At 38.5% G+C, this 26741-nt stretch carries 19 protein-coding genes and 1 tRNA gene; 8 read left to right on the top strand and 12 right to left on the bottom strand.

All coding sequences use genetic code 11. The features are described from left to right. Positions 1 to 117 precede the first annotated feature (117 nt). Positions 118 to 1437 (top strand): IS701 family transposase, encoded by a 1320-nt coding sequence (locus PLEUR7319_RS0116275; RefSeq protein WP_019506285.1) that lies wholly within the window; start codon positions 118 to 120, stop codon positions 1435 to 1437. On the opposite strand, the gene PLEUR7319_RS0116280 is transcribed toward PLEUR7319_RS0116275, so the two are convergent. After that, positions 1330 to 2130 (bottom strand): hypothetical protein, encoded by an 801-nt coding sequence (locus PLEUR7319_RS0116280; RefSeq protein ID WP_019506286.1) that lies wholly within the window; start codon positions 2128 to 2130, stop codon positions 1330 to 1332. The two genes, PLEUR7319_RS0116275 and PLEUR7319_RS0116280, sit on opposite strands and share 108 nt — an antisense overlap. A 171-nt stretch (positions 2131 to 2301) precedes the next feature. Between PLEUR7319_RS0116280 and PLEUR7319_RS0116285 the strand changes: the two genes are divergently transcribed. Then, on the top strand, positions 2302 to 3300 hold the full coding sequence (locus tag PLEUR7319_RS0116285) for an IS630 family transposase (RefSeq protein ID WP_019503786.1): 999 nt from the start codon (positions 2302 to 2304) through the stop codon (positions 3298 to 3300). Positions 3301 to 3304: 4 nt separating this feature from the next. Here the strand turns inward: PLEUR7319_RS0116285 and PLEUR7319_RS35680 are convergent, their stop codons facing one another. From PLEUR7319_RS35680 to PLEUR7319_RS41655, 5 genes are all read right to left on the bottom strand, one after another. Then, on the bottom strand, positions 3305 to 3574 hold the full coding sequence (locus tag PLEUR7319_RS35680) for a hypothetical protein (RefSeq protein ID WP_144054324.1): 270 nt from the start codon (positions 3572 to 3574) through the stop codon (positions 3305 to 3307). A gap of 83 nt (positions 3575 to 3657) precedes the next feature. Beyond that, positions 3658 to 3864, bottom strand: a complete 207-nt coding sequence (locus tag PLEUR7319_RS42735) for a hypothetical protein (protein WP_019506288.1) — start codon at positions 3862 to 3864, stop codon at positions 3658 to 3660. A 57-nt stretch (positions 3865 to 3921) separates the two neighbouring features. After that, positions 3922 to 4425: a hypothetical protein gene (locus tag PLEUR7319_RS35685; protein WP_019506289.1), complete on the bottom strand. Its 504-nt coding sequence runs from the start codon at positions 4423 to 4425 to the stop codon at positions 3922 to 3924. Positions 4426 to 4571: 146 nt separating this feature from the next. Further along, positions 4572 to 4653, bottom strand: a tRNA-Tyr gene (locus PLEUR7319_RS0116305). A gap of 106 nt (positions 4654 to 4759) precedes the next feature. Continuing rightward, positions 4760 to 4897, bottom strand: coding sequence for a hypothetical protein (locus PLEUR7319_RS41655; protein WP_019506290.1), 138 nt, complete (start codon positions 4895 to 4897; stop codon positions 4760 to 4762). Between the two features lie 179 nt (positions 4898 to 5076). Between PLEUR7319_RS41655 and PLEUR7319_RS0116315 the strand changes: the two genes are divergently transcribed. From PLEUR7319_RS0116315 to PLEUR7319_RS43165, 4 genes are all read left to right on the top strand, one after another. Then, positions 5077 to 6018, top strand: a complete 942-nt coding sequence (locus PLEUR7319_RS0116315; RefSeq protein WP_192816069.1) for an SGNH/GDSL hydrolase family protein — start codon at positions 5077 to 5079, stop codon at positions 6016 to 6018. A 62-nt stretch (positions 6019 to 6080) separates the two neighbouring features. Continuing rightward, positions 6081 to 7787 carry a hypothetical protein gene (locus PLEUR7319_RS0116320; RefSeq protein WP_019506292.1) on the top strand — a complete coding sequence of 569 codons (1707 nt, stop codon included), beginning with the start codon at positions 6081 to 6083 and terminating at the stop codon, positions 7785 to 7787. Between the two features lie 48 nt (positions 7788 to 7835). Next, on the top strand, positions 7836 to 8156 hold the full coding sequence (locus PLEUR7319_RS43160) for a transposase (protein WP_019506293.1): 321 nt from the start codon (positions 7836 to 7838) through the stop codon (positions 8154 to 8156). Beyond that, a complete protein-coding gene (locus tag PLEUR7319_RS43165) occupies positions 8153 to 8401 on the top strand; it encodes a transposase (RefSeq protein ID WP_019506294.1) in 249 nt (82 codons plus the stop codon). Before PLEUR7319_RS43160 ends, PLEUR7319_RS43165 begins: the two co-directional genes overlap by 4 nt. 29 nt (positions 8402 to 8430) lie before the next feature. On the opposite strand, the gene PLEUR7319_RS0116335 is transcribed toward PLEUR7319_RS43165, so the two are convergent. The 3 genes from PLEUR7319_RS0116335 to PLEUR7319_RS0116345 all read right to left on the bottom strand — a co-directional run bounded on the left by PLEUR7319_RS0116335 (position 8431) and on the right by PLEUR7319_RS0116345 (position 15581). Beyond that, positions 8431 to 11343: a hypothetical protein gene (locus PLEUR7319_RS0116335; RefSeq protein ID WP_026102570.1), complete on the bottom strand. Its 2913-nt coding sequence runs from the start codon at positions 11341 to 11343 to the stop codon at positions 8431 to 8433. Between the two features lie 217 nt (positions 11344 to 11560). Continuing rightward, positions 11561 to 12700 (bottom strand): hypothetical protein, encoded by a 1140-nt coding sequence (locus PLEUR7319_RS0116340; RefSeq protein ID WP_019506296.1) that lies wholly within the window; start codon positions 12698 to 12700, stop codon positions 11561 to 11563. Between the two features lie 157 nt (positions 12701 to 12857). Further along, a complete protein-coding gene (locus PLEUR7319_RS0116345) occupies positions 12858 to 15581 on the bottom strand; it encodes a dynamin family protein (RefSeq protein WP_019506297.1) in 2724 nt (907 codons plus the stop codon). A 592-nt stretch (positions 15582 to 16173) separates the two neighbouring features. On the opposite strand from PLEUR7319_RS0116345, the gene PLEUR7319_RS0116350 reads away from it, so the two are divergent. Beyond that, positions 16174 to 16605 carry a CAP domain-containing protein gene (locus PLEUR7319_RS0116350; RefSeq protein WP_019506298.1) on the top strand — a complete coding sequence of 144 codons (432 nt, stop codon included), beginning with the start codon at positions 16174 to 16176 and terminating at the stop codon, positions 16603 to 16605. A gap of 125 nt (positions 16606 to 16730) precedes the next feature. Here PLEUR7319_RS0116350 and PLEUR7319_RS0116355 read toward each other — a convergent pair whose 3' ends face one another. Together PLEUR7319_RS0116355 and PLEUR7319_RS35695 are read right to left on the bottom strand one after the other, a co-directional pair. Then, entirely contained in the window at positions 16731 to 20207 is a 3477-nt protein-coding gene (locus tag PLEUR7319_RS0116355) for a filamentous hemagglutinin N-terminal domain-containing protein (RefSeq protein WP_019506299.1), read from the bottom strand. Between the two features lie 120 nt (positions 20208 to 20327). Continuing rightward, on the bottom strand, positions 20328 to 24119 hold the full coding sequence (locus PLEUR7319_RS35695; protein WP_083892497.1) for a filamentous hemagglutinin N-terminal domain-containing protein: 3792 nt from the start codon (positions 24117 to 24119) through the stop codon (positions 20328 to 20330). Positions 24120 to 24790: 671 nt separating this feature from the next. Here PLEUR7319_RS35695 and PLEUR7319_RS38255 point away from each other — a divergent pair. After that, the gene (locus PLEUR7319_RS38255) at positions 24791 to 25423 is read left to right on the top strand and encodes a DEP domain-containing protein (RefSeq protein WP_019506301.1); all 633 of its coding nucleotides are present in this window, start codon (positions 24791 to 24793) and stop codon (positions 25421 to 25423) included. Positions 25424 to 25502: 79 nt separating this feature from the next. On the opposite strand, the gene PLEUR7319_RS0116370 is transcribed toward PLEUR7319_RS38255, so the two are convergent. Continuing rightward, complete coding sequence (locus PLEUR7319_RS0116370) at positions 25503 to 26723, bottom strand: DUF1501 domain-containing protein (RefSeq protein WP_019506302.1); 1221 nt, start codon at positions 26721 to 26723, stop codon at positions 25503 to 25505. Positions 26724 to 26741 lie beyond the last annotated feature (18 nt).

The raw sequence follows: 26741 nt of genomic DNA on the forward strand, positions 1-26741 counted from the left end.
AACGGGACTTAAACAATTTTAGAAGTCAAAATGAGATAAAATACTTTTGCTGATTAAGTTTAACATTATCCTAAATAGCGATTGCGCTCCGCGCAGTGGCAAAGCCAATCGCTAGCGATGAAAGAAACCACTCCCGCAGCCATGCCTCCTTGCTTCGATAGATGGTGTCAAAAGTTTGATGATTTGCTGAGAAATAAAGCACAAAAAAGAGAGTGCGGAATGCACCGTGCTGCGTCAACTCGGATTTTAAATCCGAGTTACGCACGGTTTAGGCATTATTTAGGGGGATTACTGGGGGAAAGTGAGCGAAAAAATATGTCTCAAATGGCTAAAGATGCGGTAGAAGTCACATACCATAAATTACACCATTTCTTAACTGAAGCAACCTGGTCGGCACAGAAAATAAATGAACGTCGTTTGGAGGTGATGAATAAATGCAACCAAACCAGAATAAGTCGGGGATTTAGTCTAATTGTTGACGATTCAGGGCATAGAAAAAGTGGAAATTTCACTGCTGGAGTAGGTCGTCAGTATATAGGAGAAATAGGTAAAACTGATAATGGGAATGTTGTGGTGACAACTCACCTTTATGATGGTAAAAAAAGCTTACCTTTAGATATTGAATTATATCAACATGGTAACTCGTTGCCAGAAGGAAAAAAAGACCCAAAGTTTAAGAAAAAACCTACCTTAGCCTTAAGTTTAATTGATAAGACCCTTGAAAGAGGACATAGACCAGGGATAGTATTAATTGATTCTGGATATGGAAACAATACATCTTTTCTAGTTGAATTAGAAAAAAGAAAATTAAACTATTTGGGAGGACTAGCTAAAAATAGAAAAGTTAAAGTTGTTAATTTAAATGAACTAACAGAAGAAATAAGATTAGATGTTTTGGCAGAATCATTACCCAAAAAGACTTTTACTAAAACCATAATCAACTTAGAAAAACCTAGAACAGTTTGGATAGCTATCGTTGAAGTAGAAATATCGCGTCTTGAAGGAATCAGAAAAATAGCTATCGTCATGAATGATTCAACCTTTGAAGATGCAGAAGATATTGATTACTTCATAACTAATATTGACCCATCAATCGTTACTCCACAGTGGATAGTTAATACTTATTCTCAAAGAAACTGGGTTGAAGTATTCTATCGCGAAGTAAAAGGATGGTTGGGATTAAAAGAATATCAGGTTAGAGGAAAAAGAAGTTTATTAAGGCATTTTATCTTAGTCTTTTGCGCTTATACTTTTATCCTTTGGCATAAGCTTACTGGTGGGTTAAGAAGACGTTGGGCGAATAAACCTTTAGACACCTTTCCTGAAGCTTTAGAGGCTTTTCGTACAGCTATATCTTTCCGTTTTGTTCAATGGCTCAATCATAATCGCGACGTATTTATGGCTTATAAAAAGAGTTTGGGCTTTGTTTGGGCTTAATTTCTGTTTAAGTCCCGCTAACTGAGCCGTACTAAACTCGCCATGTCTTCTAGCTTCAGTAAAACTCAGAGCATTTTTATAAACCGTCGTCGCTGTATCAAACCTCAACTTTGGCAGGTCAATTACCTTCAACTTATATTCTGCAATCAACTTAGTCGTAATAAACTGGTCAAAGCTTTCCCAATCTTCACAACGTCCCAAATTTCTGACTAATATGTGAGTCGCATTATCTTCAACAAACTCCAGCGTTCTCAAAAACCCTTCATAACATTCAGCCGAATCATCTAGCACATACCAATTCTGAATCTCTACATCTAAGTCTCTTGATGCTTCTAAAATATCGCTAGCCGTCAGCCAATGATTAAATGCCTCTTCAACATTTCCAGGCAGATCTACCAACACCAATTTCTCTAATGCCAAATCCAAAATCTTATCTGGTATCTTCCAATTTTTATCTAGTTCACTAAAGCGAGTCGGTAGAGCAAAATCGGGATAGGCTTTCAAAAAACTCTCCTGTCGATCTGCGTCTAACGCATAGAAATCTAACCCTGACTCCAGACAATAAGCTGCCTTCAATTTAGATAACAGTGTCTTCCCCACCCCGCCTTTCTTACAGTTAGATATTTGAATACCTGGACGAGTTGGAATAATTGTAGATGTCGATTCCGTCTTGTCTATTTTGACTTTGACCATGATGACTTAAGTAGTAAGACAGAATTAATTGTATATTTTAAGATAAAGTTTTAAGTGACTATTTTCAGGTTAAATTAAGGGGTCATTATAGGAGAAGTTGAGGCAATCGCTGAAAGTTCGGGAGAACCCAAAGTGCTCGGCGATCGCCTAAATAAAAGAAACTAGATTAAGATGAGATATATTAAGGGTTTAAACAAAGATACATTAAAACTTTTAAAGAGAATTTACCAGCAGAGTAAATATTATCAAGTAAGACAGAGAGCCCATTGTATTAAATTAAGTTATCAAGGCTATAAAATCTCAGAATTAAGGGAAATATTTCAAGTAAGTCGCAATACAATTTACAATTGGTTTAATGCTTGGGAATCATCTAAATTTTCGGGACTTTATAATAGTCCTGGTCGGGGAAGAAAAAAGCTATTTACTGTTGAGCAACAGCAACAAATAAAAAATTGGGTAAAAGACACGCCCAAAAATCTGGAAAAAGTCCAATCAAAAATTTTAAGAGAATGGGGAAACACCGTAAGTAAAAAGACTATAAAAAGAATAATCAAATCAGCTTATATGGGTTGGTCTAGAATCAAAAGAAGGGTAGGAGGAAATCCTATCCCTGAATTTTACGACCGAAAAGTCAAGGAATTAGACAAATTAAAAGAACAAGAGTCAACAGGAGAAATTGAAATTAGATACGTAGATGAAAGTGGTTTTTGTTTAATTCCATATATCCCTTATGCCTGGCAAGAAAGAAAACAAAAAATCGAAGTCCCTAGTCAACAAAGTAAAAGATTAAATGTCTTAGGCTTTTTAAGCAGACAAAATGAACTAGAAGTATACACTTTTAAATGCAGTATTAATAGTGACGTCATTGTAGCCTGTATAGACCAATTTTGTGAAAAAATCACCAAAAAGACCATTCTAATCATGGATAATGCTTCAATCCATCAAAATAACTTTCTCTGGAATAAGGAAGCAGAGTGGTCAGAAAAAGGACTAGAGATTTTCTTTCTACCAACTTATTCCCCTCATTTGAATATCATAGAAATTCTCTGGCGTTTTATTAAGTATAAGTGGTTAGAAAGTGATGCTTATGAAAGTTATTCTGCTTTAGTAGATGCTGTCGAAAATATTCTCAAAAACTTTGGTACGGAATATACAATTAATTTTGTCTAGGTACTTAGACTGCTGATAAACGTGCTGCTTGATAATCCCGCCACTCACATTTGTCTCCACGGTTTGGAGTTTTCAATCTCACTTTGCCTCCATCAAGGCATACCTCGTTGATAGCTATTGGGCTATCAGGAAAATCTAAATGCTCTTTTTCTGTATAGACATGTCTCTGTAAGGTGCTATGTCCTACTTTTATCCCTGTCAGTAGAAACAAGTCTTGCTCTGCTTGAGAAAATGATTCATTAGCACTCAAACATAGACAACATTTTTGAAGCAAAGGACTAATACGGGTTCTTGCTTCTACACCTAGCTTTTCTAATTGTCGACGACGTAAACGTAATTTTCCGACCGAGCTTTTGATTATTCGCTCTTTTCCAATGTTTGTTTGAGTTTTTTGTTCGATAAAAAAAATGCCATCTTGGATCCGACTGATTCCAAGAGATGTTCTCTAACTGATTTCTCTATATCCTCCAAGGTCTGGCATTTGTCTAATGGAGTATTACGATACAAAATCTCTGATAGTTCTTGGACACACTCTTGAACACGTACTTTCTCTGATGGAGTCATTAACCTTCCTTATAACTCAAGTCTTCTTTCAGTTTGACCTTCATTGTTCTTATTTCTCTACTTCTTCTGTTTTTCTTCCGAAATGGGATGCTCCCGTCTCGTGTCGGGGTCAGTAGTCAAAACTAAGTCAATCAACACTTTTTCGCTCAAACTTTCAGTATTGTTTAACCGTTTGAACATCGCCTTATACTCTGTATTCCAAGTAGTCATCGTGCGATCGTTATTCTCTTTACGATTAAAATAATCAGCTTCAAACTCTTTTATCCAGTAACCAACACTGCCAATACTACTCTCTTGGATAGTCCAATCATCCCAGTTAAATTCTTTCAATGCCAACTGACTGGCCAACTTTTGCGCTTGCTTCTCCGCGCTCTGTATTCCCGCAGCATTACAATAAATCCCCAGGCTTATAGTTTGCTGTGATGATTTATCTCTACCTGTCTTTGGTGGCAGCATTCCCCGTAATGATAACTTCTGACCACGCCTAAATATTTTGATGCCAGCGTTTGACTGTTTAAGCCTATTGTTAGCTGTATCTAGTCGTTTATCTATCTTGTCCAATTAACTAAGGATATCGATCTAAATGTGATCTAATTTTAGGTCGCGTTTGACAGTTTTTAAAAGTTTTCAGGAGTTATAAGAACATTCTTGAAGATTCAAAATAGCCAATAAAAAAAGAGGCTCTAAACCTCTTTTTTATTATGTAGTGGGCCGAGCTGGATTTGAACCAGCGTAGGCATAGCCAGCGGATTTACAGTCCGCCCCCATTAACCACTCGGGCATCGACCCATTTATGCCACGGTTATAAATCATAGCATAGGATTCTGACACTTTTGCAAGAAAAAAGCATTTGGTTGATTTCTGACTTAGTTTTTTAAGTACTAGCCACAAAAAGCTACGCTATGTAAGCCGATTTTAAGGCCCAGGAAATTAAAGCAATAATGCCACCAAAAATTAAAATCGCCGATACAGCAACCAGAATCGGTTTATCTGCACCTTTAAACTTCATAATTCCACGATCTAAGTCAGACATAATAATTTGCTCTTCTATATTTGATTAAGGGACTATTTAATGGAAATCAGCATAGCAGAAAATTATCTGTTTGCTATCTGGGTTTTTTACTAATTAAATGGTATCAAAACAAATTTACATTCAGTAAAATTCTGCTAATTTTTCCTAGAACCTCTAATTCAAGTCAGTCAAACTTAATCATGAAAATATTTTTAATTGTCTTAGCTAGTGTAGCTGGACTAACTGTCGCAGCAGAAATTGGTCTTCGTCTAACTATGGGATTCGGAAACCCCACATTGTACGTTGCCGATGAGGAAATTGGTTACTTACTTGCTCCTCGGCAAAAATTACGTCGTTTTGGTAATCTGATTGAAATAAATCAATATTCAATGCGTAATCAAACAATTCAGGCAGAAAAAGACAATGATAATAGTCGCATTGTCTTATTAGGGGATTCCGTAGTTAATGGTTCTTGGTGGACAGATCAAGCGCAAACTCTTTCCACCTTGGTAGCTAATCAACTAACTAAAACCAAGGGAAATCAATCAATTGAAGTGTTAAACGTCTCGGCAAATTCCTGGGGTCCCCGTAACGAACTAGCTTACCTGAAGCGTTTTGGGTTATTTGATGCCGATGTCTTAGTTTTGATAATTAATACTGATGATTTATTGGCTGCTAAGCCAACATCCTTAGCTATCGGGAAATCGCTTAGTTACCCCGATCAAAACCCTCCTTTAGCCTTGATTGAACTATATCAATTTTATTTTGCTGCTCCTCGACCAATTCCCGAGTTAGAGCAGTTGCGACAATCAGAAACCGACAAAGTTGAGGCAAATTTAGCAGCTATTAAAGAAATCAAAGCGATCGCCGAAAAATCAAATACCAAATTTATTTTGGCGATGACTCCCTTGTTACAGGAATTTAAACAGGGTGGGGGAGATAACAAAATGAAAGCTAGAAAACGTCTCCAAGAATTTGTTACAACCGAAAATATTGAATTTATTGACTTTTTAAAAGTCTGGTCGGATTTCCCTCAACCCGAATTCCTCTATCGCGATCATATTCATCCCAGTCCTCAGGGTAATACTAAAATTACAGAAACCTTGACTCAATCTTTGAAAGATGCAGAAGCTATTAAGTAAAGTAAATCAAATTTTTTAGTTAAATTTATGGCAATCTAATTTATGTCAATCTAGCGATCGCAATGCAGAAGACAGTCAACAATCGCCGTCATTTTAGATTATGGTTGGGATTAAGTATCCTTGTCTGTCTCTACTATGGTCTGATTTCCGCTCATTATTGTTTAAACCAAGATTATGTGGTGCAAGATGATGCTAGACAACACGTTGTTTGGTTACAAAGATTCATCGATCCGCAACTTTTCCCTGATGATTTAATTGCCGATTATTTCATGAGCCTTGCTCCATTGGGGTACAAAGCTGTTTATTGGATAACAGCTAAAATAGGCATTGAGCCAATATTTTTAGCCAAAATATTACCAATATTTTTAGGCTTAGTTACTACTATCTATACTTATTTTTTCTCTTTACAGATATTAGCTTTACCTAGCACTGCTTTTCTCAGTAGTCTATTTTTAAATCAACTAATTTGGTTGAATGATGATTTGATTAGTTCTACCCCCAGAGCTTTTTTATATCCTTTATTTGCTGCTTGGCTATATTATTTAAGCAAAAACAAATTGATTTTATGCTTAATACTAATGACTTTTCAGGGTTTATTTTATCCTCAGATATTACTGCTAGAATTAGCCATCTTAAGTGTCAGATTGTTACGCTGGAATAAGCTTCAGTTAACTCAAGATAAACAAGACTATCTTTGGTGGATACTGGGGTTAATTGTAACTATTATCGTTCTATTACCTTTAACCCAAAAACCAACTGAATTAGCGACTACAGTTACCGCTAGTCAAATGCAGCAAATGCCAGAGTTTAATTTATCTGGTAGAAGTACGTTTTTTGGCGTAAATCCTGTTAATTTCTGGTTGAACGACACTAGTGGTTTGGGTGTTCCTCTATTTCCACCGATTATTTGGCTGGGTTTTTGTTTCCCATTATTAGTACCCCAGCGACTCAAGATCATTAAAATTGCCACTTCACAGCTGGTTATCTTAAGACAAGTAGCGATCGCTTCTTTATTAATGTTTTTTGTTGCTCACTTAGTATTACCTAAAATTCATTTGCCTGGACGTTATACATATCATTCAATCAGATTTTTATTAGCGATATCTACAGCAATAATTGTCACTAATTTGAGCCGCTTTTTTGAAAAATGGTTACAAAAGAACAGCAAACAAGCTCATTTCAAAATAAAAGATAAATTCAAACTTATTTTAATTAGCTTATTTTCGCTGACAGTAATTATTTTCCCGGCTGTGCCATCTGTTTTTATTAATTGGTTTCAAAGCTGGCAAATCGGACAAGATATAACAATCTATCAATTTTTAGCTCAACAGCCTAAAGATACTCTCATTGCATCTTTAACTCCAGAAGTAAGTAATATTCCTGCTTTTTCTCAGCGTTCTATTTTAGTAAGTAGAGAGTTCGCTATAGCTTATCATCCATACTATTATCAACAAATTAAACAACGTACAGTTGACCTTATACAAGCACAATATAGTGATGATATTCAAAATCTGGTCAGCTTCATCAATAAATACCAAGTGAATTTTTTTTTGCTAGATAAAACTGCATTTAGTCCAGAATATCTTAAAAAACAAAAATGGTTAAATCATTCCTCTTGGCAACCAAAAACTTACCAAGTAATCAGCTACTTAGAATCTGGACAAAAGCCAATCATGAGTGAATTAATCACCCCTTGTCTTGCATCTTCTACAGAAGATTTAATATTACTTGACGCTCATTGTATATTCAGGGTCGGCGCAAGAAAATAGAGAAGGAGGAATGCTGAAAATATCGTTACTTCAGCTTCATCGTATCAAGTGAAATTAGTCGGTCGAGTTTTGGATGATAACAGTTGGCAAAATAAATCCGCTCAAGCCTTTGATTTGTCTTGTTTTGAAATTGATTGGCAACAAGAGCAAACAACTTGCCCTCTAGGTCAAACAAGTCGTAATTGGCGTTGTTTTCAGGATGATTCTGATAATCAGGTAGTGGAAGTTCGTTTTCATCAAGCTATTTGCGCTCAATGTGAGCAGCGACACCATTGTACCAAAACAGCGAAAGCCCCTTGTGTTCTAAAACTGCGACCAATGGCTCAACACCAAGCTTTACAAGCAGCACGACAAAACCAACAATTGTGAAATTTCAGGCTCAATATACTCCTCGCGCTGGGATTGAAGGGACTATTTCTCAAAGTGTTAGAGTTAATGATTTGCGACGTTCGCGTTACATTGGTTTGACCAAAACTCATTTACAACATCTTGCCACTGCTGCTGCGATTAATTTATCTCGACTCAGTAATTGGTTTCAAAGTAATTGGTTTCAAAAAATCCCCTTAGCCTCAACTCGCACTTCTCGTTTTGCTGCTCTCGAAACTTCTATTTGATTCGCCAACAGGATCTTGTAAGCTTCCTCTCAGAGATATTGGAATACCAAGTCAAAATCGCAAGCAAAGCGATTTGCTTTGAGAATTTCTTTTTGTTCAGTTAGACTTAACCCCCAAGTAGAGCTATCCTCAAGCAAGCGTCGCATTTGTTGGGGTTGAGTGTATAACTTTACTATTGTCATTGCATATTCTTGCAGAAGTTTCTTCTCTTGAACTGTAAAAGTTGGTCGGACAGCATTCAGCAGTTCAAGGCGATCGCTATCATCCTTAAAGGCTGTACTGAGATCGAGTTTCTTAACCAATTCCCATGCTTGAGACCAGTTTTGCTTGGATTTGTATTGAACAACGATGTGACAGAATCTGCGAAGTTCTGATTGAATTTCATTGTTATTTAATAAACAGTGTTGCTCGTATAGTCCGAGATCGAGCAATTTTTCAGCTAAAGGAAAATTTTGCTTGAGACGATCATTTAACAGTTGGCTGAGGGATTTAGGGAGAAGTCGGCTCAACTGTGTAAATAGTAGTGGAATGTCTTGAGTCGGATCGATCGCTTCCAAGTCAATGCTAATATAATCCAGTACTAACTCAAAGTCACGGGCTTGATCGTTTACTCTTCTAAGAATGTCTTTTAGTTGAGTAGAGTCTAACTGCCAAGCTTTACAAGCTTGAAGCAAGCGTCGCGTTTGTGTAGGTTTGGTATAGAGATTATTAGCGATTTCTATTGCTCGATCCAGCAACTCTATTTTTTCCTTTACCCCTAAATCTGGTCTACCTGGAGGCAGATTTAAATCAGTACCTATTGTCCAGCAGACGTATTGTAGTTTCAACCAATCATGATATGTGAATTTCTGGGTGACATCAGGGTTAGTTACCAGAGTTCTCAAGTCATCATCAACTTGCTTGTGTTGATTCCAATAATCGCACAGGCTATGGATCAGATTGCTATTAATCCAGTCCAAACGGTTGCTATCTCGCAAACAGCGTAATAAGGTGGTAGCATATTCTGGTCGAGTAACGACGAATTGATCGAAATGCTCCCGTTGCGATCGTAACTGTTCCCATGCCGAACTGTTTTGACAAAATTCTCTCCTGAGATTCTCATCTTCGGCTATTATTGGCAGCCAAGTTTCCAATACCTCAGCAGGCAATATTGTTCCGACTCTTTTATCGAGAAAAGCAGCAGAGTGTTGTTGATTTTCGTATAGAGCTTTAGCTAGTTCTTTCCAGTTGTCCCAGGTAATGCTTGGTTGCTGGAGTGCAATGAAAATATTGCTGAATTCAGGCTTTTTGCCCTCAAACCATGCACGGGTTTTTACTAAAGTATTACCATTGAATTGGCTACCCGATTCCTGAGTCTGGTCAATCAGGGCTATTAGTAATTCCCGTCCATCTTCATAAGAAGGAGACCAAGTGTCAAGGACTGTTTGGTAAAACTTATCCTGTTCGGACTCTTCCATCCCTGTTAAATTTGCCAGTTGTGGCAGGTGTTTTAAAGCTGTATTCCGCTTTGTGAGTAAGGTATTAAGCAATTCTGCTGCTCGTGAATTCTTGGTTTGTAGCTGGCTATACAAATTGCTAGTGTGAATTTTAACAGCATCAAAATTAACTAATAGAAGTGCAAGTTTGCAGTTGAAGGAGTTATACAGGTCTTCAACTTTAATTTCACCAGCAAGGGAAGTATCTAACAACTCAAAGCGTGCAGTAATATTATCCTGAAAGATTTTGTTTGTCACAAAATGAGTAGCAAGATTCCAAGCTTTTTGGAAGTCTTTCTGAGATTTATCAGCAACTACACTCTGACAAAGCGCGATCGACTCCCGCACAAATTCATTGTCTTCAGTTTCATAAGGTAGCTGTTCTAATAACTTCTGCTTTAATAACAATATCTCAGCTAGGTGCAAATTATCTCGGAGTTCTTTCAAAAACTGGATTTGCTTGGTGCTTGAAAGAGACTTCCACACCTGCTGAAATATCTGGGGGAACTCCTTAATGAGACGGATAATGATGTTGGCAGTAGCAGGATCTTCTAGTGTGACGTTATTATCCTCAATGGAATCTAGTTGCTTGAGTAGTCGTGGAATTATGTCTATATCTGGGATATTCAGGATAGCTTGAAGTAGAGTGACGTAATCAGACTTAAATGTAGTATCTCTGTTAAACTGCCCCTCAAACTTTTTACTACCGTAATTGAGTCGAATAAGCTTATCAACAAGTTTACCCCTAGAGGAATTATTAGCTTTAATAAGCAATTTCGCCCAATTGCAATATTCCTCGTCGAGTATACCTCGCGCAATTGAGACTTTGCTACGCACCGAAGCAGGGAGCAATAGCAACAGACTCTCAACAAAATCTATCCTGTTATTGTCTGTTAAAAGTAAACGCTTATCATTGTTCAAGACAGCCAAAGCCAAGAGAAGTAATGGCTGACCTTCATTATTAGTATCATTAAGGTAGCACTTTATCTTATTGACTTCTTCTTGATTTAACTCCGTTGGCAATGGCTCATTGAGAGGTTCAATTGGTGGAGATGATAGGTCAGCCTCAAATTTAGAAAAGAGTCGAATAGGTTGAGTATTCATCCAATTCAATAATTGAAATGTCCGACCCTGTAATTGCTTAGTTACCGAATCTATTGGGATAATAATATAGTGACGTTGCCTAAATGTTCTTCCGCCACTTGTGGCTTCTATTTTACTTTCATCAACAGCAGTTTCAACCTTCACTAACACCAGATTTTTATTTCCTTCTTCCAAGAAGATGCCTATCGCCTCCGCATTCTTTTCAGGGGGTCTCGAACCCCAGAAGCGATAGGTTTCCACCATAGTTCCAAGATGTTCTTCATTCGTTAAATCAGTACTACGAGCAACTAGGCGATAACCAGAATCTGTTTCTGTGACGAATTTGCCATAGACAAAAGAATTATACACTGACGCTAAATTCATGTTAGGTATATAAATGTAATTTTGGGTTTGCATTGTATAGTCATTCCAATTAATTCCCACAGGTTGATCTGTACTAGAAGTAACGAGTAACGAGTAGTAAGAATAAACATTCCTCTGTTTCCTATTTAGAACGACTATATGTCTTGAAAATGATAAGTGAGGAGAGGATTTTTATATTTTGAAACATCCCCTGAACCCTATACTCACCCTGAAATCATCAGTTTTGTTTTGGTGAATTACTAGTGTTAGGACGGGAAGGTGGATGATTTTGGATTCTCTGAATTAACCACTCAACTGGTTCGAGCACATTATATGAGTTTAATGTCACATCTGACTTGATAGTCGGTTGGCATTTTGAAGACGAACTACTAGGATTTGTATTGATTGGTTGTGAGGGTGTATCGTCATCAAAGTCATATCCTTTCTTCAACTGTTGATTGGATTTACTCTTTTCTTGTGAATTGGAATTGCTCGTTTGTGCTGGTTCAATTACAGATACTTGCGACTTGCCATCTTTGTCTTGATAACGACCTATAGATGATACAGAAAAAAATTCGCAACGGTTTTCTTTGCTTGGCTTATTTTTTCCTGTTTCTCTATCTAACTCTAACCGACAGAAGTTTTGAAGACGCTGCAACTCCCAACCCATCACATTTTCAGCTAACTTATCAGATTCATCCCCCTTATTCCAAAGCTCTTCACGATCGAACTTGGTCACACAAAATGCCATGTATTGCTCTAGCAGATTGGACTCGCTTCGAGGGCGTCGAGAGCGAGATCGCTCTTGAAATTCTTGAAATAACTTTCTCAACAGAGTTGAGTACGTCTTATTATCTTTCTTGCTTCTTATGGGGTCAAGCAAAAAGATAATTCCATCACAAGCAATCAAATAGTCCACGATATCCTTTTCCCTAGACTCCTCGTCTTCAATAACTTTGCCTTTGGTATCCTGGATATTTTCATAAAATTCCCCAGGGGCATCGATAAAGTTAAGTATGATTTCGGAATTAGCAACACGTGGAGACTTAGGTCTGAGTATGTAACTGTAAATCTCTAACTCTCCTGGTTCAGTAGGCTCTGGGAATTTTCGTTCTTCCTTGATAGTGTCAAGATTGTATTCCAAAAATGAACGTGCATTTGGGTTAACTTCAACCCACCAATTGCCTGATAGTTCTAGAGCATCGTAAAGCATTGTCAGGTAAGTAGTTTTACCTGCCCCTGTAGTTCCCCAAATTCCTAAACGTATATTTCTAGGAGAAGCTTGTAAGTTTTCCTTAAACTCATTAAACTTCTCAGTGAAAATCTTCGTGTAGCTTTGTAGACGATTGCTGAAGTCCGACCAGTTAGGACTAGTCATGAAGGTTCCTCCATATTTATCATTAATAACTGCTTTGTTGTATTTTTAACTGCACCTGATTAGATTTTGAGTGAAGTGAAGCATCTGTGTTGTTGAAATCTTCTTGAGATGCTTCACTTTGTCGAGCATGACAGCCACTACTCAGTGAAATGTAATATCACTCCTTAATACTCGATAAAATAGAGATTTTATTCTTTAGTGAAACCTCGTACTCCCAATTTGGATCGGAAATAAGTATTTCAGATAGCCAAACAGGAACTGGACTATCACTATCATTGTTTATAAGGTTTGGAATCTGATTATCCATTTCGGTAAACACATCGTCAATATATTTAAATAACTTACGCTCAACCACAATCATTTCGTATCGATAAAGATTCAAAAGACTGGAAACACAATATTCAGAGACGAAATTCTCGTATAACTTCCTCGCTTCAGTAATAAAATTGTCAAACTTATCGGGAGACAAATTCTCGTTGCGCATATCTTCGGACTTAAAAATGTTAAAGAGTTGTTCCTTCTCTGGTTTGTTATTTTGAAGAGCAGAAAAATGATTCTCTCGATTGGTCATTGTTATCATGGCAATACGCTCGGCGATTTGAGCCATTGTGCGGTTCATATCATCAATAAACCTTTGAATTTTTGCTTCTATTTCTACAATTTCCTTAAAGCCGAAGCAATGATTAACAATTTTCTGAACTACTTCGAACTTTTGAAATGCTTCCCCATACAAACTAGACAAATATATTGCTAGCTTTGGTATACGTTGATTGAGATTTTCCCAAAGCTCAACTTGGGCATCACTTAGCACAGGTTCAATTAGGGGTTTGCCAAACTTTTCAATTTCTAGAATATCGTTGCCAGTCTTAAAGTGTTTCTTCCAAATATGGGGCATCTTCTCCCTTAGCTTGTCATCTGCTTCATCACAAATTTTGTTGGCTTTATTTTGTAGTTCTATGCTAATTTCCTCAAATTTTTTGAGTATTTCTTTTCGGAAATCCAACAACTTCTTCTCAAGAACCTTTCTTTTGTCTTGGATCTGAATTTCTATGTTCTTCTGAGAAGCATATTGTCCTTGGTTATCAATCACTCTTCTGTATTCACTGTCATACCAACTGTGGAGTGGGTTGATAATGCTATTTAAAGCCTGCTTACCATCACGAATTTGTCCTTCAATGCGTTTATCGCGAGCAAACTTAGTTAACTCTTCTACCAGCTTCGGGACTCGACTTGCTTTAAGCACTTCCTCATCACCCCCAAACTTATCATTGAGGCTTTTGTAAAAATCACGATAGGGAGCAATCGACTCTCCCTTGAGCTTCTTCTGAGCACAGTACGCTCCCAATGCGGATGTCATGAAATATGGGTTGTTACCTCCCCGCTTGCTTAACTCCGAGGAATTTGCATAAGCAGGTAGGAGTTCGATTAATTTCTCTAACTCTCCTCGTACCTCAGGCGGTACCTCGTCAGTTGGGATTTTGTCAAAGGCGTTTAGCACAAGAAAAATACGTTCGCCCGATCTCTCCATTCCTTCAGGGCTTATGTATTTGCGTACTTTTTTGAACAAATCCTCAGCACCGTGACCACGAATACGTGATGGACTCGTAATGAAAATGACTGCGTCAGCATCTTTAATTCTTTCACTAATAATTATGTCGTGTAATAGGGTGCCACCGAGTCCAGGTAAATCAACCAAGCATACATTACCAGGTAATTGCAGTGTCTGCGAGTCATTAGAGTTTTTATTCGACTCAAGATGATATGTTACGGACTTCACTAAGCCGATCCTGCGCTGTTTAATGTCTTTATTGAGATTGCTGTTCTCATCAATAAGCTCCATCAATTCATTGCGATCGTTGTCATTGCTAAGTGAGAAGTTAGTTTTTAGAGTGTTCTGGGCATTACGAAAATACTGCTCACCCAGATCGATAAACATCTGGGTTAAGTCTTTAAATTCTTGTCGAGTTTCTTCTTGTTGAGCTTCATGATCATTACCAGGATAATCTAACGATTTTAATGCTTCTAATGCTTCTTTAAGTTTGTCATCAATTTCACCTTTAAATTGTGATTCATCAAATCCATATCGTTGAAAAAAATTCTTAGAAATTAATTGGAATATATTGTCTCGATCGCGATATGTAACAACTGCTCTTTCTTTGTCATTCTCCGAGACATCAAGAAATATTTCTAAAGCTACACCTGTTACAGCACTACCCTCTTTTGTTGGTAATAGCTCGCGCCCTAGCATGGCATTCAACATCGTACTTTTTCCTGCACCACTAATACCAGCCACAGCAATACGGTACGGTTGTTTATAGTTAAATGCTTTTCTGGCACGAGCTAATAGATCTTCATAACCATTAAGGTCTTCAGGATATTCAGCAAAAAAGCTTTCTAGTACTCCTAACCTCTTAAGATGCTTAAGATATTCTTGTGCTTCCTCGTCGGTAGCATCAGGTAAGTATTTCTTAATCTCGTCAATATTCACCATCTTCTTACTCCATATATTGATTAAAGACTTAAGTTCTGAAATTTGAGGTTTCAATTCGTCTACGGCTGCAAACTTATCAAGTACACGAGCCATACTTGGTAGTGGATGCTCTTTTGCTTCTGATGCCAATTCTTCGACAGTTCGATTAAATTCAGTATTATTTTGTCTTTCTGACTTTACTTCCTGAAATAATTGCCCATAATCCAAAGCTTCTACAGGTTCTTGTCTAATAGCAATTGCAGTATTTGGAGAGTGTTGTTCGAGGGTTTCTAAAAATCTCTCAAGAATTGTATCTCCTGCCCATTCTCCTATTCTTACTTCCAATCTCGACAAGGTGCTTCTCGCGATCGCAGAAATAACAGCTAAAAGTGTTTGTGTTACAAAGTCCATCGATTATCTCCCAATAATAAGTAGCAGTGAGTTGATTTGGTTCTGTTTCAAAAAGTTTTAACTGACAGAATTTGCGTAAATAAAGGAAAAACAAGGGTCTAAGCCATCTTCACTTTGAGAGTATTCAGAGGATGTACCAAAAAATATAATTAATCACTTAAGATATAGTGATCGCTGGTAAAAATTCATGAAAAAATGGACATATGAGATAGCTTTTGACCAGAGATTTCTATCTTGGTGAGGGTTTTGACTTTTCGTACATCCTCTAACCTTGGTTTTCCTATTTACTGTCTTTATCGTAGAGATTCAAATAAGGAAAAACATCTGACAAACGTCTTGAAACTCTCCTCAACGAAAGTGATAACTATCCTCTGACTTTCGCCGACTTAATCAGGTATTTCTCTCTATAACTAAAGTTCTATACCCGAAATAATTATTGTGTACATTTATTCACTATTAATTTATTAATAAAGCAGAGAATATTAGCTTGATATATATTTGAAATTAACTGAATAATCTATTATTTGATGTTGACTTGAATAGGTAAGTTATTTGTGATAGTTTAAGCACTGCTGAATCAAAATGATTATTAATGTCTTCTGATCAATTCGACCAAAGAATACTTGAATTAGTCAACATTGAACGGGCAAATGTAGGACTAGATTCTTTATCAATAGATAGCCAGTTAGATCAGGCAGCTAATTTACATACAGACGAGATGGTACGAGCAGATCAAATGTCTCATCAACTTCCTGGAGAAGCAAGCCTAGGCGATCGCGTTAGTGCAACAGGTTATGATTGGACGAGATTAGGAGAAAATGTAGCAGCAGGGTATACCACTCCCGAAGCAGTAGTGGAAGGATGGATGAGTAGTACTGGTCATAGAGAAAATATTCTTAACCCCGAATTTACTCATCTAGGTGTGGGCTATGAAGATGCTCCTGACGATATAACAGGAACTCCCGAAAATCCAGACTTCGATGTTTACTGGACTCAAGTATTCGGTACGGAGGGTTTTAGTTAGTAGTTAAAGATCTTAGCTATCAGCTATGAGCTATTAGGTATTAAATAATTACAGAGACTTAAACGATCGAGAATTTAAATTTCAGCTTAAGATTTTATGGATTCAATAATCCCTCTCGATTTCATTTACCTAACTTCTTTTCTTGGAACGTGACAATCAGAGGTAGTTTGAATCGAATTACTGGCAACTGTTCCAGAAACTTGGGAAGTAAGAACTATTTTCCCTTGAGGAGTTGTATACCATCCACGGGCTGGAGCAGGTAATGTGGCGACACTTTTTGATGTGGAACTCGTTGACTGTTTAGTTTGATCGATAGGAGTATCAAAAGCAATGATAGATTCACCGCTCAAAGGTTCTTGGGGACGAGGCGGCAATCCCCCTCTACCTGTAAAAGTCAGCTCGCTAGTATTAGATTGTCCTTCCCTTGGACAAGCAACAGCAACCTCTTCTTGTTTCTGAGCCGGCTGTTGAGGTAAATCGACTACTTCTAGCTGAGGATCTGGTTGTAGGGTTTCGATGTTTACTTGTCCATCGATTCCCAATCGAGAACTGGCACTAATTTGACATTCTCCACAGATGAATAATCCTTGAGTATCGATCTGAATATTCCCTCCCATGCCCATAAAGGCATCGGCAATAACTTGACTAGCTTCTAAAACAACTACATTATCGGCATCAATCCTGATGTTACCACCGTTGCCAATTCCTGCTGCTCTGGCGGTAGCAGTGCTATTTCCTTGCAAAAAAACATTTTTTGTCGATAGAGTAATATCACCTCCAACACCAGACCTAGTCGCCGCAGACAAACTACCTTGATTATCGAGCATAATTGAATCGGCATCAATTTCCAGCGTTCCCGCATCTCCCAAACCTTCGTTAACTACCGAAACCTCAGCTCTATCTGTAATTTTCAATACTCCAGTTTTGATGGTTACATTTCCTGCATTGCCACTGGGTAGAGCAGGCAATCTTAAAATCTGTTGGGCTAATTCATCTTCGATATTAGCACCCGAACTAATGAGACTAGGATCAGTGCTTCCAGGTACTGTCCCACTAATTTCAATGGATTCAGAAGCTTGAATATTAACATTGCCTGCCGAGCCTGTTGCAGCAGCAGAAGAATCTACTCTTCCTCCATCCCGTGCGACTAATCTAGTAGTGTCTATAGTTAAATTACCAGCATCTCCAGCTCCCAAACTAGAAGCTCCCAGAAGGCTAGCTACAGCTTGGCTGGGTTCAGCTCCTATAACTTCGATCAATTCTGTTGCCTTAACATTGATATCTCCACCTAAACCAACTCCCAAAGTGCCAGCTCCTACCCTCCCTCCATCAAGAATAGTTAACTTTTCCGTTGATAAATTCAAATCTCCAGCATCCCCAGTACCAAAGGAGGAAGTACTGATAAAACTCAGCATACTCGGATTAACCGCTGAAAAACCTTGAACACGAACATCTTCAGCTGCATCGATTGTTATATTTCCACCTCGATAATTTGTGAAAGTGTTAGTAGAGATAGTGGCTCCCGTTTCAACGACTAACTGCTGGGTCGAAATATCGATGCCTCCACCTTGAACATTTTCTGAGTTTTGAGGAGATTCGATACTGAAATTGTTACCAAAACTAGGTTGTCCTGGAAGACTGCTTTCATCACTTAAAAATATATTCGGCATCATGCCTATCTCCGATGTGATGCCACTATCATTATTTAAATAGATAGAATCGGCATCAATTCTGACACTGCCTGAATTTCCCAATCCATCATTGCGAGCGGTGATTAAAGCTCCATCGGTAATACTCAACTGTGAAGTGTTAATTTGTATGTCTCCAGAGTTGCCACTCGGTACTGGAGGCAGTCTTAATAATTGTTGTAAAGCTGGATCTAGGATATTGGCTGACGAAATGATCAAGCTAGGATTAATGGAGCCAGGTACAGTACCACTTACCTCTACTGAATCAGTAGCGTTGATAGTGACACTGCCAGCATTGCCTGTTGCCGTGGTTGAAGCATCAACTCGACCTCCATCTCGCACAACTAACTGCTGAGTATCAATAGTCACGTCTCCAGCATCACCAGCACTACCAGTTCCTGCTGTTATTTGACTTGGAGTAAATACCCCTGGAGTAACACCGATCAATTCAACAGATTCACTGGCATTAATATTTACCTGACCTCCAGATCCACTGCTAGTTATCCCTCCAGTTACTGAAGCGATATTGCCTCCATCGAGAGCAGTCAATTTCGTGGTGGATATGCTGATATCTCCTGCCTTTCCAGAACCAAACGTTTGACCTGAGATAATACTGAAGCGACTTGGGTTCACCGCTGAAAACCCAAGTATCTGCAACGATTCTGAGGCATCAATCGTTACATAACCCGCTTCGGCATCACTAAAAGTACTGGATAATACGACTCCTCCATCTCGAATTGTTAATTGCTGAGTTGAAATTTCCAGTTCTCCTCCACTACCACTGCCCAAAGCTTCGGTAAACAGACCACTGGATAATCCTCCATCGGCAGTAGTTCCATTTATTTCTAAAGACTCGGAAGCGTTAACGACTAAATTTCCCGATACTCGATCGCCTTGATTTTGAATTAAAATAGCCGAACCATCTTGGAGCGAAACTTGCTTGCCCTGTACTTGTATAGAGCCACTGTTAATTCCACTAGCATCAGCGAATGCTTTTTGAGAAAAACTAATATCTTGAAAAACAAGCGAGTTATCGTAACTCAATTCCCAGCCTTGAGGAATAGGATTAAGATCAACTATACTTCCCGCCACACTGCCCAACTCAATCCGTCCCTCCTTTGCTGTTAAAGTTCCACCATTAATATTGAGATTCCCTCCTACTAAAGCTAAAGTCCGACCTGGTTGAACTTCTAAACCCGCAACCTCCCCAATGGTAAATGGTGAAAAAATTGGAGCTTCAAGACTCAAATTGTGTCCTGTTCCCTCAACATTTATTGCAGCTGGGTTTTGTCCCAATTGCAAGCCCACAGGAACCCTGATGGTTAACATGGGTTCTGCTTGAGTATTTCTGGTACTAAATACTGTACCATCCTCAAAAATAACGCTATCTGCGGAACTACCTAAAAAAGAACCACCAATATCTAAGCTGGCATTTGCACCGAAATTAATCCCGTTAGGGTTAATTAGAATTAAATTGGCATTACCATTAGCTCTAATCAAGCCATCAATGTTAGAAATATTACCTCCCGTAACTCGACCAATAATATTGCTAATATCGGAGGCATTATTAAAAAATGCACTATTATCTGTTGCTACAGAAAAGTCCTGAAAACTGTGAAATAAATTACTATCCGCTCTCACCCCTCCCGTAATTTCTGTAATATTGTCAGCAGAATTAACCTGAGTTCCTAAAGAACTATCAGGAGTAATTTGTGCCTTAAGAGAGCTATTATTAATCAAAAACCATCCTGTCAAGCTGCCAATAAACCAAACCCAGGAACCAATTTGGGATAGAGCTAAATTCTTGCTAAGACTATGGGAATTACCGAGTATACCTAAAGGATAATCACCCTGAAATTTAGGCGCCTTGATCCACACTGGAGTGCTTAGTTTATGAGCAATCTTGATCTTCATCTTTATTACAAACGAGCTGTAAGTAATTATACAGATTGAATAGAACAAGAAATAAAAATACCCTTTAAGTTTTGATTAGCTCAATAATCGCTCATTTTCCTTGATCCACCTAACTATTGTTTATTGAGCATGGCAATCTAGGGCATCTAAGCTCGAATTTTTGTCAACAGTCCCAGAAACTTGAGCGGTAAGAACTACCCTTCCTTGAGGAGTCCTATACCACCCACGGGCTGGAGGTGGTAAGGTGGCGAGACTTTTTGTTGTAGAATTCGTTGACTGTTTAACTCCATCAACGGAAGTATCAAAAGCAATGATAGATTCTCCGCTTAAAGGTTCTTGAGGGCGGGGTGGTAATCCCCCTCTACCTGTAAGGGTCAGCTCGCTGGTATTTGAAATTCCTTCTCTGGGGCAAGCTACAGCTACCTCTTCTTTTGCTTGGGCAGGCTGTTGAGGTATGTCAACTATTTCTAACTGAGGATCTGGCTGTAAAGTTTCGATGTTGACTTGCCCATCTATTCCTAATCGAGAACTAGCGCTGATTTGACACTTCTCACAGACAAATAATCCTTGGGTATCAATCTGAATATTTCCTCCTACACCCCTAAAGGCATCGGCAATAATTTGACTGCCTTCTAAGACAACTACATTATCAGCATTAATGATAATGTTGCCTCCATTACCGCTTTCTGCTGCAGTTGCTGTAGTTGTACTCCCGTTCCGCAATATAAAATTTTCAGCATTGAGAACAATATCTCCGCCTTCTCCAGATTGAGTAGCTGCGGAGATAGTTCCTTGTCGATCTAGGGAAATTAGATCGGTATCGAGCTTGAGAGTCCCTGCATCTCCTGTCCCTGAAGAAGCAACTGAAATCGCACTTTCATTAGTGATATTTAACTGACGATTAGGTGTGACAGTAGAATTTGCCTCGTTTTCTCCATTTATAGTTAAAGGTTGAGTTTCCCTGGCAGTATTGGCTAATAAAAGATTGTTGGCTAATTCACCTTCTACAGTTATTGAGTCTGTAGAATCAATAGTTAAGTTACCTCCATTTCCAGAACCTAAAGTTGAGGCAATAACTTGTCCCCCTGCCAAAACCTCTAAGGAGCCAGTATCAATATCAACATTTCCACCTGGACCTGTAAATATAGTACTAGCTGTGATAACGGAAGCATCTACTGTAAGAGTTGCCGAGGCATCAATCTTCATCGAACCTGCTGCACCATTACCTAATGTAGCCGTACCTACAAAAGCACCATCATTAAGCTGTAAGTTGGAAGTTTGAAGCGCGATGTTGCCCGCATTACCTTCTCCAAAAGTAACAGCAATGATTCCTTGAATAATCCCACTGGGATCGATAATGGTTGCCGATTCGGGAGTCAGAAACCTCAAATCGTCAAAAGTTTCTAACAGCGACTCAAAACCAGAGGCATTAACTTCTAGAGAGTCTCTAGCTTCAATTTCAATATTACCGCCCGTTCCCGAGCCAGATACAGAAGCATTGATTAACCCTCGATCGATCTTCAAGGTATTGGACTTGATTTCAATGTTTCCCCCTACCCCAGATTGAGTCCCAGCAGATAAATTTCCTTGGTTATCAAGCAAAATAGAATCAGCAACAATATCTAAATTTCCACTATCTCCTGTTGCCAAACTCTGCACGTTAATAGTTGCGCCATCTCGAACGATTAACTTCCCTGTGTTGACGGCAATATCTCCAGAAGCACCAGTTGCTTTTACATCAGGAAAGTTAGCTCTTCCAGAAGTCGCAAATAAACCACCTTGATTCATTCCATTAGGGTTTGTTGTGCCAATTAATTCTATAGATTGATTGGCATTTATAGTTAATGTTCCTCCATCTCCTGCACCTACAGTTGCTGTGGCAAAATCCGCTCCATCGCGAATAATTAATTTATCAGTAGAAATCGTCACATTTCCTGCGTCAAATGGGCTATAAGTAGTTGAGCCAATACCACTATCAAATATTGGATTAGCGGGTATTCCTCCTACTTCAATGCTGTCATCAGCTTGAATATTAATATTGCCTCCTAAACCTCCTACAGTAATTATTCCCTCGGGCGGTACTAAAGCCCCTGTATTACTGCCAATAACTGCATCTTCAACTTTTAATTTTCCTGTATTGATATTGACATCTCCTCCCGTTCCTAAACCTTGATTAGTATTTGTGTAGATTCCAGTTAAAACAATAGTGTCAATTGGGCTGTCTATAAGTTCTATAGACTCATCAGCAGTTATATTTACATCTCCACCAGCAGCATCACCAAGAGTAACATTAATAACGGTTGCTCCATTTCGGACATTTAACCGCTTGGTTTCAATGTTGATGTCTCCTAAACTTCCTCTGGTATTACTTTCAATAACCGCTCCGCTCTGCATTGTTGAGGCATTAAGCTCAATGTCAGCGGCTTGAAAGTTTAAATCTCCACCAATACCTGAGCTGAAAACCGGACTAAAAATAATTGCCCCTTCATTAAGTTTTAAGGAATTAGTATTGATAGATAGAGTTCCCGCCTGACCATTTGCTGTCGTGCCGATAAATATTCCCGTACCGCGATCTTCTGGTTGGAGAGCGCCGCTTAAAGGAGCAAGCTGAAACGTCTGTTGAAATTCAGCAAATCCCGTACCAGTGATATTTATATCTGATGCCAGGATATTTACATTACCTCCATCTCCGGCACCAAAAGTTGTGTTGGAAATAAACGAGCGATCGCTGATATTCAAGCTACCTGTCTCGATGTTGATTGCACCACCTTTTCCACTCGCTTCTGGACTGACTTCGTTGAGTATCCTAGAACCTGAAATTGTGCCATCTTGGATTTCACCATGAAGAGAAAGTGATTCTGAGGCATTGATGTTAATGCCAGCACCTGGTGAATCAGCTAGAGTTGGTGCTGAAATCTGCGATCGCTTTAAGGTAATATTTTTGCCTTGTACCTGAATACCACCATCGGGATTATTAACTAAATTCGGATTTCCCAGGGAAGATGCGGCTAACAACTGCAGATTAGCTAACTCGGTGACTGCTTCATAGCCCAATTGCCAACCCGCAGTTACCTCACTAATACTTACTTCTCCTTTGGCAACGCTACCAAGCTCGATTCTTCCTGATTCGGCAGTTACCACACCACCGTTAAAAGTAATGTTATTTCCCACTAAAGCGAAGGTATTCCTTGGAGTTACTGCTAAACCAGGATTCTCTTCAACATCGAAACTAATATTTCCCGTACCTGTTACCTGAATTGCCCCAGAATTTTGCCCCAATTGCAAACTAACCGGAACACTGATGGTTAACATGGGTTCTGCTTGAGTATCTTTGGCACTAAATACCGTACCATCTTCAAACATTACTTGATCTGCGGTACTACCTAAAAACGAACCACCAATATCTAGACTGGCATTAGCACCGAAATTAATTCCGTTAGGGTTGAGCAAAATTAGATTAGCATTGCCATTAGCTCTGATCAAACCGTCAATATTAGATGTATTACTTCCCGTAACTCGACTCACAATGTTGCTAATATCCGCGGCATTATTAAAAAATGCAGTATTCCCCGTGGCAACAGAAAAATCTTGAAAACTGTGAAACAAAGTACTTCCTGAGCTAGTTCCTCCAGAAATTTCAGTCACATTATCAGCAACATTAACTTGTGTTTCTAGGGAATCATCTGGGATAATCTGTGCCTGAATAGTATCACTACAAATTAAACACCACCCCATAACACTTCCAAGAAACCAAATCCAGAAAACAATCTGAGGCATAGCATAATTCTGGTTAAGATTATCTGAATTGCTTAATTCACCAGCAGGATAATCATTTTCAAATCTACGTTTAAATTTACACGCTTTTGCCAACTTTGGAGTGATTTGCCGATAGTTACCTTTGATTGTCATCATTTATTTCAAACGTACTATTTGTAATTATACAAACCAAAGTAAACGTCTAATATCAACTTCGCTTAAATACCCATAATTAAATTAAAACCGCTTCGCGTTTAGCTAAGAGCTAAACTGGCATAGTGGGCGAATTAGACCCGCCACTATACGTTTTTCCACAAAGCGATCGCGGTATACTCCAAACATAGGTGTAATCGTCTCAAAACACTCTTCAGATAAGCCTTAGAGAGATTGTCCTCGGTAACAGGGTCTTTCAAAATCGATGAAAGTTCCTCTGGATAAGGCTTTTGTTAATTTTTCAATCTGAAAGTTCTGTTTTAAGTCGCCGTAACCTAGTATTACTGGGAGCTAAAGACCCAAAAAGAGCTAAGCATTGGTAAAAAATATGTGTTAGCCTATTACTCTCCAAAATTATATTTTGAAGTAAATTGACCTCAATTGAAACAGCAAAATTATCTTTTGGTTAAACATAGTTCTTATTATTTTTTGAATATACCGAAATTGCTTTTATTTACCGCAAGTAAAATTAATTATTCTAACAATTAAGATGATCGTAATTTATAACAGTATGGATCACATACTTTGTCACAGATTTTCCCCTCGGTTTACGCTGAGTACGGCTGTGACAGTTGGTCAATCAACTATAGGGGAAGATTAGGAGAAGGTTACCAATGCTCTTCTTAGATCATACACAAGTACAGTATTGTAAGTTACAAGGCAAAGACAAGATTATATCGGGTATTAACTATAATGGAAAAGCCTTTGTGCGAGTAAAAGCTTTTCCTAAAGAAGAATTAGAAGCGGCAATCAAAGAATGTCGAGAAGAATATTTAGATCATGAAGAACGTTCTCAGATACCAACTTTGCTGATCAAAGAAAAAAATGGCGTCGGTATTTGGATGCAAAATAATAGCTATAAGTTAGATAAGACTTCTATTGTAGACGGTGAAAACCATTCTGCTTCAGAATCAGCATCTGCAACTGCTGTCAAATCTAAAACAGATGTAAATCGAATTAGTGTTAGACAACTAGCATCAGAAATGCGTTCTGAAAATGGTGTAGAAGTAAAAACTCGTCGTTATAAATTAAAGTTGTACCAGCGTTGTTTTTTAGGTAATGAAGCTGTAGATTGGATTTCTAAAAGAGTTAAGGTATCTCGAATAGATGCAATTAAACTGGGGCAGCAAATGATTAATAAAGGTCTTTGTCATCACGTCCTTGATGAACATCAATTTAAAGATGAACCACTATTCTATCGCTTCGACGAAGATGAAGGAAAAAGTATTTGGAATAGTAGTATTTGATGAACTACTTCTGATATCGTTTTGGTCTAAAAGTTTCAGCTAAACTACTTCTGATATCGTTTTGGTCTAAAAGTTTCAGCTAAACTAAGAAATCAATTTTGTTGGCAAATTGATAATCAGGGAAGACTCTATTTAAGCCGTCATTAGAAATAGATAGATGCTGTTGCAAAATGAGAGAGATTACTTCTCTAAAGTCTGTAGTTACAGATAAATCTCTATTTTGATGCAACGCTGCCTGATTGAGACCTTTCCACTCGCCATAAACTTTACCGCCACGAACTGCTCCGCCCAAAAGCCACATAACATTACCGTATCCATGATCTGTTCCTTTGTTACCATTTTCCTTGGCAGTACGCCCAAATTCTGACATCACAACAATTGTCGTATCAGAATAAACCTCTCCTAATCCTTTGACTAGTGTTGCCAGACCCAGACCCAATGAAGGTAGTAATCGCTTGAGTATATTGTTCTGGTTAATATGGGTATCCCAACCACCAACTTCCATGAATGCTAATTGTGTTTGAGTATTTCCTACCATCAGTCTTGCTACTTCCGCTGCATCATCAACAAAAGCATTAACATTGCTTGCTCCGCGAGAAGCATACATCATTTCCTGTTTTAACTCGGTCAGGATTACCTCTCGAGCTTTACGTCCATCTTGATAAGCTTTACTAAGAGCATCTTGCCCACTATACAAATTACTAAAGGCGCTGTTAATCTGAGGGCGATCTGTGGGGGTTGGCGCAGCCGAATTTCTTCCTGGTTTCATGCTAGCTATGGGCATTTTCCCCCGCAGAATATATGGAGTTGTTACTCCTACATTCAAAGCTTGAGCAGTTCTTTGCTGAGGCAATTCACCAAGAAGGCGATTCATCCAGCCATCTGTGGTTTTTTTAATTCCTGGAGTACCATTTTCCATATAGTCTTGGGCTTGAAAATGAGAACGCTCAGTTACGGGTGAACCACTAGAGTGAACGAAAGCGAGGCTACCTTGTTTCCACATAGGCATCAAATCACTGAGCTGAGGATTCAAGCCAAAAAAGCCATCTAAATCAATTGCACCATTGTTTTCCTGAGGATAGGGAATGGCAATAGTGGGTCGAGCCTGATAATAGTCTGAGTCTTGATGGGGGATCACTATGTTTAGACCGTCAATTGCACCACGCAGAAAAACTACTACTAAACGTTTACGACTAGTTGCGCCTGTTACTCCTTGAGCAATATAACTATGTAAACCAACTGGAATTAACATTCCTACGGTTGCTAAGCTGGCAGCAGTTAAAAATTTTCTTCTTTTCATCAACTTAATAAAGTATTT

Source organism: Pleurocapsa sp. PCC 7319, assembly GCF_000332195.1.
GTDB lineage: Bacteria > Cyanobacteriota > Cyanobacteriia > Cyanobacteriales > Xenococcaceae > Waterburya.